Source organism: Bifidobacterium callitrichos, from assembly GCF_008698085.1.
Classification (GTDB): Bacteria; Actinomycetota; Actinomycetes; order Actinomycetales; family Bifidobacteriaceae; genus Bifidobacterium; species Bifidobacterium callitrichos.
In genome coordinates this window covers 12802-27885 of the sequence record NZ_RZJP01000004.1, presented here as the reverse complement: position 1 = coordinate 27885, position 15084 = coordinate 12802, and the positions used below count along the sequence as shown (strand labels likewise).

The following is a 15084-nucleotide window of genomic DNA, read 5'->3' as shown; positions in this document are numbered from 1 at the left end:
GTTGACATGCTTTACGATATTGAAGTACAACCCAAAAAGGAAGAAGGCACAATAAAGTGCTATAGTAACCTAAAAGAAACCATTGGACGATTCCAACGATTTAAGCGAGACATAATCATGATTACTGTCGACGCACTCCCGGCGTGTCCCGTGGAGACGACGCTCACGCTCATCTCCGACAAATGGAAGATCCTCATCATCCGCGACCTATTGGACGGCACCAAGCGGTTCAGCGAGCTTCGCCGCTCGATCGGTCATATCTCCCAGAAGGTGCTCACCGCGAACCTCCGCCAGATGGAGGCCGACGGCCTTGTGCACCGCGAGGTCTACGCGGAGGTACCGCCACGTGTCGAATACTCGCTGACCGACACCGGCCGCAGCCTCGAAATCGTCATCAACGCTTTGCGTGACTGGGGAGAACGGTATAAAGCCAATCGCGTCGCATAGCACAGTCGCGCACGGCATGATTTTGTGGTTGTCTTGCACATTTTATCATCCAAAAATGTGAGCAGCGACCACAAAACCATGGGACTCCTATTTCAGAATCCTATTGTGACGCACACGATACAGACTCCGATCCGTCAGTCGAAATCGGCGACGTAGGCCGCGTCGTCCTCGTCGTACAGGCCCTCATTTCCCCCATCTCCACGGCCGCATGGCGAGCAACCGTGATTCGCGCGCCTAGTCGCCGTCGCCGAGTAGCCACAGCGCGACGGCATGGCTCAGCGTCCGCGCGCCAAGTTTCTCTCGAATGTTGCGCGTATGCGACCGAACCGTCGCAGCGGACGCGATACCCAGCTGCCCGGCGATCTCCTCGGTGGAGTATCCCTCAGACGTCAGCTGGAGAATGCGCCGTTCCACAACGCTCAACCTGCCAGCCCCCGTCTGCCGGGGCCGCTCTTCGCTCAGCCGCACATGCGCGTCAGACGCAGTCGGAAAGTCGACGCCGTCGACTGGGCTAAACGTACCGCCGGATGCGACACGATGCAGCGCCACCGCCATCTGCGTCATGTTGCCCTTGACCGCAAGCCCCTGCGCGCCGGCCTGCGACAGCTTCCGCCGCATACGTCCTGGGACTGAACGAACTGACCGCCAACACGAACGGATGATCGGCACCATAGCGGATCTGCCGGCACACGTCCATACCGGTCGTACCGTCCAACTCCACATCAGCGATGAGCAGCATCGGCCGCCACTGCGGATCCAAGCAGCGGCGCACCGCCTCCTGAGCACTGGTGGTCGACCATGACACCGTAAGCCCCGGCAGCAACTTCGGCAAAATGGCCGCCATGCGCTCCAAAGCCAGGACATCGTTGTCCAACACGCCCGCTTCGACAATCGCCGGCATCGCGTTCTCCTTGTCTCGTTGGCATTGCCACGCCCGTATCGTGGCCTTCCTGTTCCTTCCCTTACCCCATCGCACAGTATAGTGAACACCGGAAGTTCGCCCATTCTCGTCCATAAGCATGCGCAGGCCATTCAGGGAGGATCATGCATCATCCGACTCGCGGACCATCCGCTGTGTTTGGCGATAGAGCGAACGATATTCGCCGGCGCAAAAGCGTGTATCTCACCGCGGTCGCATGTCTGGCCGCGATCATCATCCAATTGATCATGGAGCCGCCCGCCAACGCCGTGTCTTGGACGCTCATCGCCATCGAGTTCGCGTTGACGTGCGCCATGCCGTTCGCACCGATGCCGGCATGTCTGGCCATGTTCACATTGCATGTGCTGTGCGAGGTGGCTCCCGTCCCGCTCATCTGGGCGCCGTTCGCTGTTTTCCCACTGATCGGTTATATCGCCTATGCCTCACGGCGGATCTGGTGGCCGGTGTTAGCGGTCGTCGTCGCCGCGCTCAGCGATGTAGCCAGCAATGTCATCAATGGCACGGATCATGCGGTGCTATGGGGATTGTCATGGATCATGCCGTTCGGCATGACCGCGCTGCTATGCAGGCTGATACGCGTCTACGCCGACGCCCGTTTGAAAGAGGCTTCGCTGGCGTTCGAAGAGCAGCGGCGACAGGATCGTCTCGAACGGATCGAGCACAATCAGCGGCTTGCGACGACGATTCATGATTCGGTGACGCGGGAGCTGTCCGCCGTGGCCATGCTGGCATGGAAATGGGAGCATGACGCGCAAGTCGGCGACGATGTCCGAGCCGCCATGAACACGATCCGACTCGAAGCGCAGTCCGCGCTCAATCACGTGCATGATGTCATCGATTTGATGTCCGATATCGGTTCCGATCGGCCAGACAACACGTCCAGCAACGCTCCGCGGCTGCAGGACATCATCCATGCCGAAGACGGTGCCGCGGCGGCGCTCGGATACAATGGCGTTTCGCTCATTCGAGGCGATGACAGTGCCCTGAGCGAGCATCCCCATTACCCGATCATCTCCGCTCTGGTCAAGGAACTGTATGCGAACATCATCCGGCACGCTCAGCCGGGAGAGGACGCCTACGCGCTGGTGGTGAAGATCACGCCCGATGCGGTCACGATCAGCCAGACGAATCGTACGGAGACGGCCCGTGGCTCCACCGGTCCACTGACCGGCGTCCGCCATGGACGAGGCCTGCAGTCGCACGCCAAGGCAATCGAGCGCATCGGCGGAACCGTCCGCAGCAGCATGGAAGACGGTCAATGGTACTTCCACGCAACGATTCCCCTCAGCCCCGCAGCTCAGTATTCGACTGTGGCGAACAACGATCGGCCGACGGCATACAACGCAACGGAATAGAGCGCGCCGATGGCGACCATGGCACCACACGCCGCACCAAAACCCAGTTGCCCTTGCAGCACCACGTATCCGGTCGGCATGACGTAGCGCAAGGATGGCAGCATCGGCGCAATGGTGGCGATCAGCATCAGCAGCACACCACCGAGCATCGTCACGCCGGATGAGCAGTGAACCGACAGCGCCATAGCAGCCAGCATGCACATCATGGCGACCAGTACCGTGCCACCGATCGACAGCACGTCCGATTGCACGTCGGACGGCGACGCCGGCAGCATCGTGCCGGAAGCATACTCGAATCGCGTCAGGTACAGGAAATACAGGATCACGGAAACCGCCGACAGCAGCAGCATGTAGCAGACGTACACACCAAGCAATGCGCCGATCTTGGCACCGAACACCGCGGATCGCGGCATGTCCTTGTACAGGAACAGACGACCGGACGCAATCTCCTGATGCAGCAGCGTGCACGCGAGATAGAACATCACGATCATGGGAAGCAGCATCGTATGCTGCAAATTCACCACGCCGGCCAGAAAGTCCAGATAGGACACGCTGCCCGATTGCCCGCCGATCTGCATGAACTGCGTATCGAACAGATTCACCACCGGCAGCGCCAAGGGAAACAGCCCGAAGGCGAACAGGATCAGGCTCTCGCGCATTTTCGCGAGATTCGAGAACATCAGCATCGTCATGCGCATCAACCACGCACCTTTCCGAAACAAGCATCGAGTCTGCTCGGCTTAGCCGTCACGCAGGCAATGCCGCAATGCTCGGCAAGCCACGCCATGACATCGCCGATCATGGGATGTCCGACGCGATTTCCACATGCATGGCTCGAGCATCGGACACCGAGACATCAGGGAAGCGGACGCTTAGCGAGCCAGGATCATCGATGGGACGCCGCAGCGCGATTACGGTCACTTCCGGCTGCTTGCCGTCGAACTGGTCCGCCAGCGTCCCGTTCTCCATGTACAGGTAGCGATCGCACAGCGAGTCCAGCTCCTTGAGCTGATGACTCGAAACAATCATCGTCACGCTGCGCTCGCGCGCCCATCGCCCCAGCACGTCTACCAGTTCCAGAATGCCATCGGGGTCAAGGCCGACGAAGGGCTCGTCCAACAGCATGAACTTCGGGTCGGCCACGAGAGCGATGGCCAGAGCCATCCGCTGCTTCATGCCGAACGAGAATCCGGCAGGTTTGCGGTCGCGATTGTCCCACAGCTCCACCAGTTCCAGCACCGGACGGATGTTGCGACGGCATGCGGACTTGCCGTGAACGTCGAGATAGAATTCGAGGTTTCTGACGGCGCTCAGATGCGGGTAGAACACCGGAGCGATCATGATACCGAAATCATCGAGCATTCCGGGGTGGGCGAACAGATCCTGCCGGTTGTAACGCACCATGCCGCACGTCGGACGCTGCGCCTTGGCGAGGATCTTCAGCATCGTGGTCTTGCCGGCGCCGTTCTTGCCGATCAGTCCGACGATCTGGCCTTGATCGACCGTAAAGCTGACGTCATGCAACGCCATCCGGTCAGCGCCGGGATACCGCTTCCCCAGATTATCGACTTCCAACATGAGCATCCTTTTTGTTGAGATTGGCTTAATTGTCGTGTCTGCTTGCGCAGTCTGCTTATGCAGGCGACAATCGACACGCTACAGAGCGTGAACCGCTCTTATGCCACCCAGGCGCAATGGAGTGCACATTCATGCAGGAATCGGCGCGGATTGCACATATGTGCAGACGACCCGAGTACGGAAGTCGTCAGTCGTTCCAGTCGACGCCGGCGCCGCATTTCGCGTGGATGTCCGGATGGACAGGCACGACCCCACCTCATAATGACCGCTTCTTTGCCGGACCGCCTCACGTTGGGGCGGGAAATCGGAGGACGGGAGGCAAACATCCGGTCATTGCCAGCGCAATCGACTTATCGAATCGCTTGCTCCATACCGTCGGCGAATCTGTCGAGGCGTAGTTTGCACAGGTGTTCAAGCTCCTCGCCCATGGTCCGCGGCGGATTGTCCTTGCTGGCGACGACGGCATGCATCGCATTCACGACGCCATCCCGATCACGCCCCAGTTTCGACCCGTCAGTCGAAATCGGCGACGTAGGCCGCGTCGTCCTCGTCGTACAGGCCCATCTCCACGGCCGCACGGCGCATCGACGACAGCGACCGCTCCATACGCTCGCGCTCGCGCCGCTGATAGTCCATCACGTCGGCCACATCCACCATGCGCCGACCGGTGGCGCCGTTGCGGGTGAATGGGAGACGACCGGAATCGAGGATGCGGGCAACCGTGCGGGCCGAGCAGTTCAGCAGCCTCGCGGCCTCGCCGGTCGTGATCATACGACGACGGCCCATCACACCGAGCGCGGCGTTCAACGCGGCCTCGTACGCCTCGGCGTTCAGCTCCACCACGTCACCATCGGCATCGACCAACGCCCTGTCACCACGCGGAATCGTCGTCCCCGCAGCCCGGGGCGGCTCAAGTACGGCAGTCATGATTTCTCCTTACGTTGACACCATCCTACCAATTCCTGACAAAACTGACAACAATCCGGAATGACCGTAAACCATGCGAGCGACCTTTCACGCCACGCCGCGGACGTGGTAACGGAGGCGGCACGGCGGAGGCGTGAAGCCCGTGAACGCCAAGCGGCGGCAGTGCTGAGCCCCGATGAAGGTTGGGGTCTCATATACTCCGCCAACAGGGTTTTCGGAGAAATTCGAAAGACCTTTTTTCATGCCGAAAACGGTGGTATTTCAACGGTTTCAAGCCATTTCGCCATTCCACCCGCCCTCCGTTATGGCCCGCCTCGATAGCCTGAGGGGATTCAGCGCAGCTAAGACTGTTCCGGGGGATTCAACGCGGTTCCCCGCGATGTTCGCGCTGAGTCCCACAACAACACCCGCCCGCATCGACATCAAACCGGAGATGGCCAGACAGCACCACCACAAAACGGCAGAATTCCAATGATTTCCAATCCACAGCTGACAGGTAACTGTGGGGGCAGTCGTCTAAGTCGCGGGACTCAACGACGAAACCACCCGCAACCGCGCTGGATCCCACAAACCCGAGGGACCCAACGCAGCCACCACGATTTCTCGCACTGAATCCCTCCGGACAGGCGAACACCGGGCGGACACCGGGCCTACAATGAAATTCATGACGCTTCGCATCGCCCCAATCGAACCGCAGTGGTTCGAGCAGAAGGCACAGGTCCAGTCACACACATGGCATGAGCTGAATCAAGACCACATCCCACAGGGAATCGTGGATGCGATCACCCCTGAATTTGCGCTCAGACTGACGCGCAATGCAGTGCATGATCGCAATCAGGTGACATTGGTGGCGTTGGACGACGATCAGGTAATCGGATTCACCGAACTATTGCGCGCCCCACGACCGCCGATCAACCGACCCGACGCGGCGGAACTGGCCTCGCTCTACGTGCTGGCCGACCATCACCGCAGAGGCGTTGGACGGATGCTGGTCGAAGCCGGCAAGCACGCGATCGGCAACGATCGACTTGTCCTATGGGTGATGGCATTCAATGCCAACGCGCAAGGATTCTACCGACATATCGGATTCCACGAAACCGGCCACACGCAAACCGAGGACATGGGACCGGAACTGGAAATGATCAACTACACAGACCAATAGCCCCTCAACCCTCTTATTAAACCTCTTATTTAAGGTAAATGAAGTTTGCTCTTGTTGATTCGAAAGCCTCACGAAGGGTCTTATCGCGTTCCAGCATTTGAAAGCCATCACCGGTCCGATTGGTCATGCTCAAGTTATTTATGGCATACCATCGAGTACCTGCCGACGAACCGGATTGCGCGAATTCAACGGGGCGACGGTACCCAGGCAATTCACTGTCAGGTTCGGTGTTTTCTTCGGTTAGGCCTTGCGCGGCTATCACGCCAACCGCGATATGCTCGTTGTCGGCATACAGTACGATTTCACGAAGCTTGCCGAAATACTGGTTTCTCACGCGCACGGAATTGCAGAACAGTACTTTCCCGTTGTGCGCATCCGAATATCGGATCAGTTCTTCCAATACCTCACGGGAGGTAAGTCGCCTGCCATGGATGTCCAAGCTCGTCAACTTGAACGCTGCCGCGCGAATAGGCTCGTTACGACGAGGATCCCGGTACGCGACCTGACGAACAGCATCAGGATTCACCCAACCACGCGTGTACCGTGGGTCGATGGAGGCAAGTAGCGACATCACAGCATCAATGACATTCTCCGGATCCACATATAACAGGTTTTCATGATGCGCCTCGCGGTTCCTGATTTCACGCAGCTGCATGAGTTTCCTGGCGATTTGAATTCGACCGTTTTCATCGGCGGAGACCTGTGGGAACGCCTCATGCAGCGTACTCGCCCACAGGCGTTGTGTCCTTTCGGTTTTATGCGAGGTGTATGGCTCGCCTACCAAACGGCACCAAGTGCCGAACATTAACTGGGCAAGAACATCCTGATGTCCGTATCCACGGTCTGCCCTAGGACTTTTGCGCCTGATGACACGCTCCAGCGAGGCTTCCTGAGCATGCTGGTGCGCTTTGAAGATATCTGTGCGGATTAGTGGGCTGATTGCCGAGGGAATGCGCATACGTTCTGAAGGCTTCTTCTCCCCGTTGTAGCGGTAGGAATCCACTCCCGTCCAATGCTCCGTGTCGAGCTCGGATGCGCTGAGCTGGGACAAGGCACGGTCGATGCTGTTGCGTAAAGCGATTTCCGCGTAGCTAAGAATAACGTGCAGAGCCCCGGCATACTCCTGATTCCAAGAGTGCAGCGCCAAAGCTTTCTCCAAGTCTGGTAGTTCACGACGGTAGCGATCAAGTCGTGCTTGTCCCAGAAAGCGTTCGGCCACCTCCTGCCGATCCTGTTCATCCACGGTCGATTTCCTACCCATATCGGCCAATGATATACTGTGTGCTGTTCGATAGGCTTGACCTATCGGTTGCTTTCACCGGCCCGTATCCTGCATTGGATGCGGGCCGAGTGCTTTCAGAGGGGTATAGCCCAAAATGGGGATCGAACATCAGCAGCGCCAACTCACGATCTTTCACGCGACACGCCGAAAAAGCGGTAATTTGAGCGGTAAGGAAGCTAGGCGGCACGACCGGTTTCGCTGGAATACCACCAGTTTCACAGCGTGAAGTTGTGAATCTCGTATCCTCCGCCATCGCCGGAAGCCTGTGCATTTCATAGGCTTCCGGCTTTTTCATGCCCTTCTCATAACGTCCGGCGTTATTATCGTGCGATCTATTTGGTTTGGAGCCCTGTGATCCGCGCCGCCCCCTGATTTTTCCCACGACTGACCATTGCTTTGCAATCCGGGACAGCATCCGATACTGTGTCTCATACACAGGTCCGCAGCAATGTGAGACCTCCAGAGCCGGGGGAGTCCCCCGGCATTTTCATGTAGTCGGCATAGCCGGGAACAGAAACCGATGACGCTATCGGTTACTCAAGTACGTGCTCAGTCCGCCGGCCGCCCAAAGGGGAACATTGATGAGCCAATCCTCTTCCCGGTATCCACTCAGACTCAGGCGCAACGCTCGTTCGAGACCGAAATGATCGTGCGCGTAGCGCAGGCTTTTGGCGTGCAGGTTCTGCTCGGCCTTCACCTCGATGGCCCGCACCGTCCCCTCCGCCTCGATGGCGAAGTCGATCTCCGCATGCCCTTTCGGATTGGCCCAGTAGGTTGGCGCGTATCCTTGGGCGACAAGCTGCTGGCATACGTATTGCTCGGTCATCGCCCCTTTGAACTCGGTGAACAATCGGTTCCCATCGACGATGGTCGCAGGAGAGAGATTCGCCAACGCACCCAGTAGCCCGACATCCGAGGTGAACAATTTGAATGCGGATACGTCGACATAGGCGCTGAGTGGAGAACGCAGCGCGTCAACGCATGGCACGCGGGTGACGATTCCGTAATCGCGCAACCACATGAGGCTTTCCTCGAAATCGCGGGCACGTGCACCCGGACGAACCACACCGTACACGAATTTGCGGTTTTCCTTCGCCAGTTGCGCAGGCATCGTCTGCCATACAAGCCTCAGACGGTCGAGCAGGCGCACTGGCGCGTGTTTGGAGAAGTCAAGATCGTAAGCATCGAGGATGGTGCGTTGTATGTCGCGCACCGATTCACCGTCCGCGCCGTTGAGCCGCGCGAGCACAGCTGCCGGCATGCCACCCGTAAACAGGTATTCCTTGAGACGGGCGATCAGACGGTTCGCAAACACCTCGCTGACATCCGCAAACCTTCCTTGGGCGATAAGACGGGCCAGTCCCGCCTCGCCGGCATTGTCGAGAAACTCGAGGAACGTGAGCGGGTGCAAGGTGAGCATGGTGACCTTGCCGACGGGGAACGATGCGTCGGGATGCTTGGAGACACCCATGTACGATCCCGTGGCGATGACATGGTATTCGTTGGCGTCCTCGCAGAAGTACTTCAATGCGGTCAACGCACGGAGACATTCCTGTATCTCGTCAAAGAAGATCAACGTGTCATCGGGATTGACGGGTATGCCGGTGTACATCGACAGATTATCCACGATAACGTGGGGATCGAGACTACCGGAGAAGAAACCACGCACATCATTGTCCCGCATGAAATCGATGCGCAGAACATGCCGGTAGTGCTCACGCCCGAATTCGGAGACCAACCACGTCTTGCCTGTCTGCCGCGCGCCACGCAGCAGCAGCGGCTGACGCGATGGACCGTCTTTCCACGAGTCCAATGACCGCATGAGGCTTCTGCCAAGCTTGTCAACCATGATTTCCCCTATAGTTTTGTGGTTACTACACACATTTTATCATCCATAAACGTGTACACCAACCACAAAAGCATAGGGGTATCATTTCAGAACCCCACTTTGGCCCAACAACACGATCCCCCAACCCGTCAGTCGAAATCGGCGACGTAGGCCGCGTCGTCCTCGTCGTACAGGCCCATCTCCACGGCCGCACGGCGCATCGACGACAGCGACCGCTCCATACGCTCGCGCTCGCGCCGCTGATAGTCCATCACGTCGGCCACATCCACCATGCGCCGACCGGTGGCGCCGTTACGGGTGAACGGGAGACGACCGGAATCGAGGATGCGGGCAACCGTGCGGGCCGAGCAGTTCAGCAGCCTCGCGGCCTCGCCGGTCGTGATCATACGACGACGGCCCATCACACCGAGCGCGGCGTTCAACGCGGCCTCGTACGCCTCGGCGTTCAGCTCCACCACATCGCCGTCGGCATCGACCAACGCCCTGTCACCACGCGGAATCGTCGTCCCCGCAGCCCGGGGCGGCTCAAGTACGGCGGTCATGATTTCTCCTTACGTTGACACCATCCTACCAATTCCTGACAAAACTGACAACAATCCGGAATGACCGCAAACCATGCGAGCGACCCGTTACCAAACCAGCGCCCAGCAATGCCGTTGCGACCCGTCACGACACGCCGCGGACACGGTAACGGAAGTGGTACGGCGGAGGCGCGAAGCCCGTGAACGCCAAGCGGCGGCAGTGCCGAGCCCCGATGAAGGTTTTGGGATCTCGCACCCTCAAGAAGAAATACCTCAAACAGGTCCGGAGGCATCAGCCGACAGCCCAACGACACCCATCCAGTCCAGCCCCGACCGTTGGGTTTGCAATCCGCCGCTTAGCGGGCAGCCGCGGCACCGCCTCCGTCCCCATACAGGAAGCATCCCGGCTCATGCGAACGAATCACGCCGATGGATTGCAGATACGCGTATGCGGTGGTGCTGCCGATGAACCGCATGCCGCGTGATTTGAGGTCGGCGGCGACCGCGTCGGATAGGACGGACGTCGACTTGCCGGTCTCGTGGATGACCCGCCCGTCGGTGAACCGCCAGATGTAGCCGGCGAAACCGCCCGGCTCCGTCGCCTGCATGCTCCGGAACACTTGGGCGTTGTTGATCGCGGCTTCAATCTTGCGACGATTGCGGATGATGCCGGGATCGCCCATGAGCTCGGCGATTTTGGCCTCGCCGTAGGCGCAGATGCGCTCGATGCTGTAACCGTCGAACGCACGGCGGAAATTCCCGCGCTTGTTCAATATGGTCTCCCACGACAGGCCGGCCTGGAAGGGCTCGAGCATCAGCATCTCGAACAGCCGTCCATCGTCGCGCGTCGGCACGCCCCACTCGGTGTCATGGTAGGCAACGTAGGCGGGATTGTTGAGGTTGCACCAGCCGCACCGCGGCCTGCAATCGTCGCCCATCATGCAGGTCATCGCCCGGTTTGCCCCGCCTGCGCCGATTCGGCGTCCGCCGGGGAATCCGCCCCGTCAGGCAGAATCTCCCCGATGGAGAACAACGCCGCGCTGCCGCCAAGGCTGACGCGCCCGGCCGTCACGGTCGCATGGATGATGCCGCCGCGTTGGGAGGCCTGATAGGCGGTCAGCTTGTCTCTGCCGAATCGCCGGCTCCAGTAGGGCAGGATATGGCAGTGGCCGGAACCGCAGACCGGGTCCTCATCGACGCCGCATTTCGGAGCGAACGAGCGGGACACGCAGTCGATTCCCGTGCCGGAATCGCCCGCGGCGGTGACGTTGGTCAGCAGGCCGGGCAACTCGTTGACCAGCGTCATATCGGGGTGCATGCCGCGCACGGTGCGTTCGTCACGCATCACGCATAGCAGGTCACGGCCGAGCCACGCCTCCACAGGGCGCGCGCCGAGCGCCTGCTCCATCGCATCGGTCACCGGCGTGGGTGTGAGATCGTAGGCGGGGAAGTCCATGGCGAAGACCTCGCCATCATCACCGCGGGACCGCGTGACCGTCAGTTGTCCACTCAGCGTGTAGAACCGGATGGTCTCGGCATCGGGCTCAACGAAGTGCATGATCACGTAGGCGGAAGCGAGCGTGGCGTGCCCGCACAGGTCGATCTCGCCGCCGGGTGTGAACCAGCGCAGGTGATATCCCTGTGGCTCGCGTACGATGAACGCGGTTTCGGAGAACCGGTTTTCCATCGCGATGCTGGACATGAGCTCCTCCGAAGGCCATGTCTCCGGCAAGCACACCGCCGCCGGGTTGCCTTTGAACACCTCGTCGGCGAACGCGTCCACCACGTATTGCCTCATGCCCATAATCATCGCTCCTTAACGGGTGGTTCCATTGCGCCCATTATGCCATCGCCGACGCCCTCTGCGCGTCCAGCGAGTGGTCACGCAAGACCCTCGGCTACAGGAAACCCAGCGAAAGGATCATCAAGCTCATCAACGCCGCATTTCGCGGGGATACCCGGAGCCTCTCGTACCGACCTTGCGGGCGACGACCCGAACCCACACCCGAACCTAGGAACCTTACCCACACCCACTTCCTAGGTTCCTAGGTAACTTCCTAGGTTCAGGTTCGGGTTCAGAGCATTCGGCGTGACGCTAGCTTCTACTCGGAAGCCACCAGCCGGTACCGGCGCTTGGGACTGTACTTGGATCCGATGCCCTCGACGAGATTCTCATCCATCAAACCAGACAGGTAGTCGCGGATGGTCTTCGGGGACACGCCCGCCGCGTTGGCCAGCTCGGAAGTGCTGGCACTGTTCCGCTCGGCCAGATACGAGAGAATCGCATGACGCATGTTATCCCGCGAATAGGAGGTCCCCTCCTGCTCGGTCATCCTGCGATGTCCAAAGATGATGCGGAATTCGCTCAACGTGCTCACCGGCACCGGCGGATCCATAAGCGCATCGGCAAGGGAGCCTTCGATGATCGCGTACCCGGTGTCACGATTCTCCACCACGCGACCGACCTGACCATCGATGTCCGTGTAGGGCACATCCTCCAGAATGCGCGAGAGGAACTGGTTCCGGGACTGGGTACTGCCCTTTTTGCCGAGCTCCTCCACAGTCAACGTGCCGAACAAACCACCGGGATTGATGATCTCCAAACGATCCGGATACAGCTCCACACGCACCGGTGCCCCCTGCGCGTCCAGCGAGTAGTCACGGTGCATCAGGGCGTTCGCCACCGCCTCCCTGACCGCGGCGAGTGGATACTCCGGCACATCCTCACGCAGAGCACCCTTGATCACGGCACCATGCCTGATGTTGCGGGACACCGCGCGCAACGTGGCGAGCAGCATGACCGGAATCGACCCGTCGATGTTCTGCGAATCGACGAACCTTCGACCGCCCGCCGCGACATCGCCCTTCACCGACGTGGGAAACGCCGAGAACACGATGTTCAGCCGGGGGAAGAATTTCTGTGGGAAAGCCCCCAACGCCATCAACCCGGCGACCGTGGGACGCAGCACATCCTGCGCATCGTAGGCCAGCACACGACGATTGACCATCAACTGCTCATCGCTCATGGACGCAGTGCCGCCGAACGATCCCCCTCGCTGGATGTTCAACCATCCGTTCAACAGGGTCTGGTCCAAGTCATCCACCGTGGCTTCGTCGACGATGGCGACATCGTTGCGGGCCATCCGGTACTGGTTCTCCATGAAGCGATCGATCTCATACATCGTCATCTTGTAGTCGCCGTCGCCGGTACGCAGATACGAACCCTGAGGCCTACCGTCCCTGCGGATGTAGCAAGGCTTCTGGCGCACGTCCAGTTCGGGGATATTCGCGACGACCACCGGCTTGCCACCGTAATGCAGCACGAGGATGTCGGCCATGATGGACGGGCTTATGCGGTAACGCGCCGCCTGAGCAAGCCGGCTCTGAAGCATTCTTACGTCCACATCCACCGAATCGAACGTCTTCTCGGAGATGCCGAGAATGACCACGCCACCCGACGTGTTGGCGAACGCCACCATGGAATCCACCACGGAAGACGGAAAACCGCCCTTGGCATCCTTGATCTCATAATCGGCCAAATCGGTGTTGGCCTCGCGCATGGTATCCACCGCCACGGCCAAGTCATCGTCGGTAACGACCTTGGAAAACACGGAACCTCCCTGCACGTTGGAGAAGAACCTAGGAAGCAACCTAGGAACCCAAACCCTGAAACTTCCTAGGTTCAACAGTAGACTTCCTAGGTTCCAAGGTCAAGTTCCTAGGTATGCGGCTTAACGTGCGGGTATATTGAGGCATCAAACCTTGAAAACGAACCAGAGAACGCGTACCTACGCGGTTCCCACTAAGCGCACTTCGACAATCGACTGACGACGATTCGCTGCATCTACACTGAATTCAGTGTATCGATAACTGAATTCAGTGTATTCAGTGAATAATTCAGCGAAAGCAACGTCATGACGACGCCACCAGCATGGCGAATCAGCCGTTGCATCCTACACCAGTCAATGCCGTTCCGACCCGCCACGACACGCCGCGGACGTGGTAACGGAGGTGGCACGGCGAAGGCACGACCAGACCGATGGAGGCAAGCACCGCGCCGATAGGGATGCGTGTCACCATCGCACCGGAGTCGGCATTGAGCACGCCGTCACCGAGGAATACGATCGCCCGCGCACGCCGTCTGCTACCACGAAGTGCGAGGGCGATCGGGACAACACCATCTCTTGACAGACCGACCGACGGTCTGTATTCTTTGAGCGAAGTGAGTGAAGCAAGTGAAAGGCGAACAGCATGGCACGCAATGCGCATCCCGAGGAAACCGAACGCCGGATTCTTGATTCCGCCCGCAGGCTCTTCATCGAAAAGGGCTATGAGAAGACGTCCATCCAGGACATCCTGAACGATCTGGGCGATCTCTCCAAAGGCGGGCTCTACCATCACTTCAAATCGAAGGAGGCGATACTCGACCGCCTGAACGCCGACGATTGGGCGGAATCCACGCACCTGCGCGACGAGCTGATGCGTCGCACGGATCTGAGCGCACTTAGGAAGCTGCGCGTGCTCATCTTCTCCTCCCTCGAGGACACCGGGCATATGGACCTCGTCCGCTCGCAGATGGCGGCCCTCGACGACCCCATGTACTTCACCGCCACCATGCGCTTCTGGTCGAAAGGCCTGCCGGAATCATTCCGGCCGCTCATCGACGAGGGCGCGCGGGACGGCTCCATCCCCACGGACTACCCTGAAGAAGCAGCGCAGCTGCTCGCGCTCCTCTGCAACTATTGGCTCATGCCGCGCTTCTACCCCGCCGCGCAGGACGACATGGAGCACCGCGTCCGCTGCCTCGCTACGATGCTCGACTCCATCGGAGTGCCGTTGTTCGATGAGATGCTCATCGAACGGGCCTCGAAAGGACTTACGGACTTGGCGTCGGCAGCGGAGGAGACGCGCCCGCGCGCGGAGCGGTAGAAGGCACATGCGGTAGAGACGGCAGCCGCACCGTGTGATGGCAAGACACCGCGCGGCGTATCCCTGGCGTAGTAGAGGAGCCCCTCGCCGTGCC

General features: G+C 59.6%; 15 protein-coding genes. 4 read left to right on the top strand and 11 right to left on the bottom strand.

What is annotated here, in order from left to right:
• The first annotated feature begins 117 nt into the window (after positions 1 to 117).
• A complete protein-coding gene (locus EMB92_RS08955; protein WP_150394608.1) occupies positions 118 to 447 on the top strand; it encodes a winged helix-turn-helix transcriptional regulator in 330 nt (109 codons plus the stop codon).
• Positions 448 to 681: 234 nt separating this feature from the next.
• Here the strand turns inward: EMB92_RS08955 and EMB92_RS11935 are convergent, their stop codons facing one another.
• Positions 682 to 1002 (bottom strand): helix-turn-helix domain-containing protein, encoded by a 321-nt coding sequence (locus EMB92_RS11935; protein WP_223847698.1) that lies wholly within the window; start codon positions 1000 to 1002, stop codon positions 682 to 684.
• Positions 959 to 1348 (bottom strand): response regulator, encoded by a 390-nt coding sequence (locus tag EMB92_RS08945; RefSeq protein WP_190973659.1) that lies wholly within the window; start codon positions 1346 to 1348, stop codon positions 959 to 961. Before EMB92_RS08945 ends, EMB92_RS11935 begins: the two co-directional genes overlap by 44 nt.
• 143 nt (positions 1349 to 1491) lie before the next feature.
• On the opposite strand from EMB92_RS08945, the gene EMB92_RS08940 reads away from it, so the two are divergent.
• Positions 1492 to 2742: a sensor histidine kinase gene (locus EMB92_RS08940; RefSeq protein ID WP_150394605.1), complete on the top strand. Its 1251-nt coding sequence runs from the start codon at positions 1492 to 1494 to the stop codon at positions 2740 to 2742.
• On the opposite strand, the gene EMB92_RS08935 is transcribed toward EMB92_RS08940, so the two are convergent.
• The 3 genes from EMB92_RS08935 to EMB92_RS08925 form a co-directional block, all read right to left on the bottom strand.
• Positions 2685 to 3440 carry a hypothetical protein gene (locus tag EMB92_RS08935; RefSeq protein WP_150394604.1) on the bottom strand — a complete coding sequence of 252 codons (756 nt, stop codon included), beginning with the start codon at positions 3438 to 3440 and terminating at the stop codon, positions 2685 to 2687. The genes EMB92_RS08940 and EMB92_RS08935 overlap by 58 nt on opposite strands.
• A 100-nt stretch (positions 3441 to 3540) precedes the next feature.
• The gene (locus tag EMB92_RS08930) at positions 3541 to 4320 is read right to left on the bottom strand and encodes an ABC transporter ATP-binding protein (RefSeq protein WP_190973635.1); all 780 of its coding nucleotides are present in this window, start codon (positions 4318 to 4320) and stop codon (positions 3541 to 3543) included.
• Positions 4321 to 4833: 513 nt separating this feature from the next.
• Positions 4834 to 5247 (bottom strand): helix-turn-helix domain-containing protein, encoded by a 414-nt coding sequence (locus EMB92_RS08925; RefSeq protein ID WP_150394599.1) that lies wholly within the window; start codon positions 5245 to 5247, stop codon positions 4834 to 4836.
• Positions 5248 to 5902: 655 nt separating this feature from the next.
• Here EMB92_RS08925 and EMB92_RS08920 point away from each other — a divergent pair.
• Positions 5903 to 6409 carry a GNAT family N-acetyltransferase gene (locus EMB92_RS08920; protein ID WP_190973634.1) on the top strand — a complete coding sequence of 169 codons (507 nt, stop codon included), beginning with the start codon at positions 5903 to 5905 and terminating at the stop codon, positions 6407 to 6409.
• A 25-nt stretch (positions 6410 to 6434) separates the two neighbouring features.
• Here EMB92_RS08920 and EMB92_RS08915 read toward each other — a convergent pair whose 3' ends face one another.
• The 6 genes from EMB92_RS08915 to EMB92_RS08890 all read right to left on the bottom strand — a co-directional run bounded on the left by EMB92_RS08915 (position 6435) and on the right by EMB92_RS08890 (position 13672).
• A complete protein-coding gene (locus tag EMB92_RS08915) occupies positions 6435 to 7670 on the bottom strand; it encodes an Abi family protein (protein ID WP_150394601.1) in 1236 nt (411 codons plus the stop codon).
• A 547-nt stretch (positions 7671 to 8217) separates the two neighbouring features.
• Entirely contained in the window at positions 8218 to 9540 is a 1323-nt protein-coding gene (locus EMB92_RS08910) for an ATP-binding protein (RefSeq protein WP_150394600.1), read from the bottom strand.
• A gap of 128 nt (positions 9541 to 9668) precedes the next feature.
• Positions 9669 to 10082, bottom strand: coding sequence for a helix-turn-helix domain-containing protein (locus tag EMB92_RS08905; protein ID WP_150394599.1), 414 nt, complete (start codon positions 10080 to 10082; stop codon positions 9669 to 9671).
• A 335-nt stretch (positions 10083 to 10417) separates the two neighbouring features.
• On the bottom strand, positions 10418 to 11011 hold the full coding sequence (locus EMB92_RS08900) for a DNA-3-methyladenine glycosylase I (protein WP_223847661.1): 594 nt from the start codon (positions 11009 to 11011) through the stop codon (positions 10418 to 10420).
• On the bottom strand, positions 11008 to 11865 hold the full coding sequence (locus EMB92_RS08895) for a PhzF family phenazine biosynthesis protein (RefSeq protein WP_223847660.1): 858 nt from the start codon (positions 11863 to 11865) through the stop codon (positions 11008 to 11010). The genes EMB92_RS08900 and EMB92_RS08895 overlap by 4 nt, the downstream gene beginning before the upstream one ends.
• Before the next feature lie 298 nt (positions 11866 to 12163).
• Entirely contained in the window at positions 12164 to 13672 is a 1509-nt protein-coding gene (locus EMB92_RS08890; protein ID WP_150394598.1) for an ATP-binding protein, read from the bottom strand.
• A gap of 640 nt (positions 13673 to 14312) precedes the next feature.
• Between EMB92_RS08890 and EMB92_RS08885 the strand changes: the two genes are divergently transcribed.
• Positions 14313 to 14990 carry a TetR/AcrR family transcriptional regulator gene (locus EMB92_RS08885; RefSeq protein ID WP_150394597.1) on the top strand — a complete coding sequence of 226 codons (678 nt, stop codon included), beginning with the start codon at positions 14313 to 14315 and terminating at the stop codon, positions 14988 to 14990.
• The last annotated feature ends 94 nt before the right edge of the window (positions 14991 to 15084 follow it).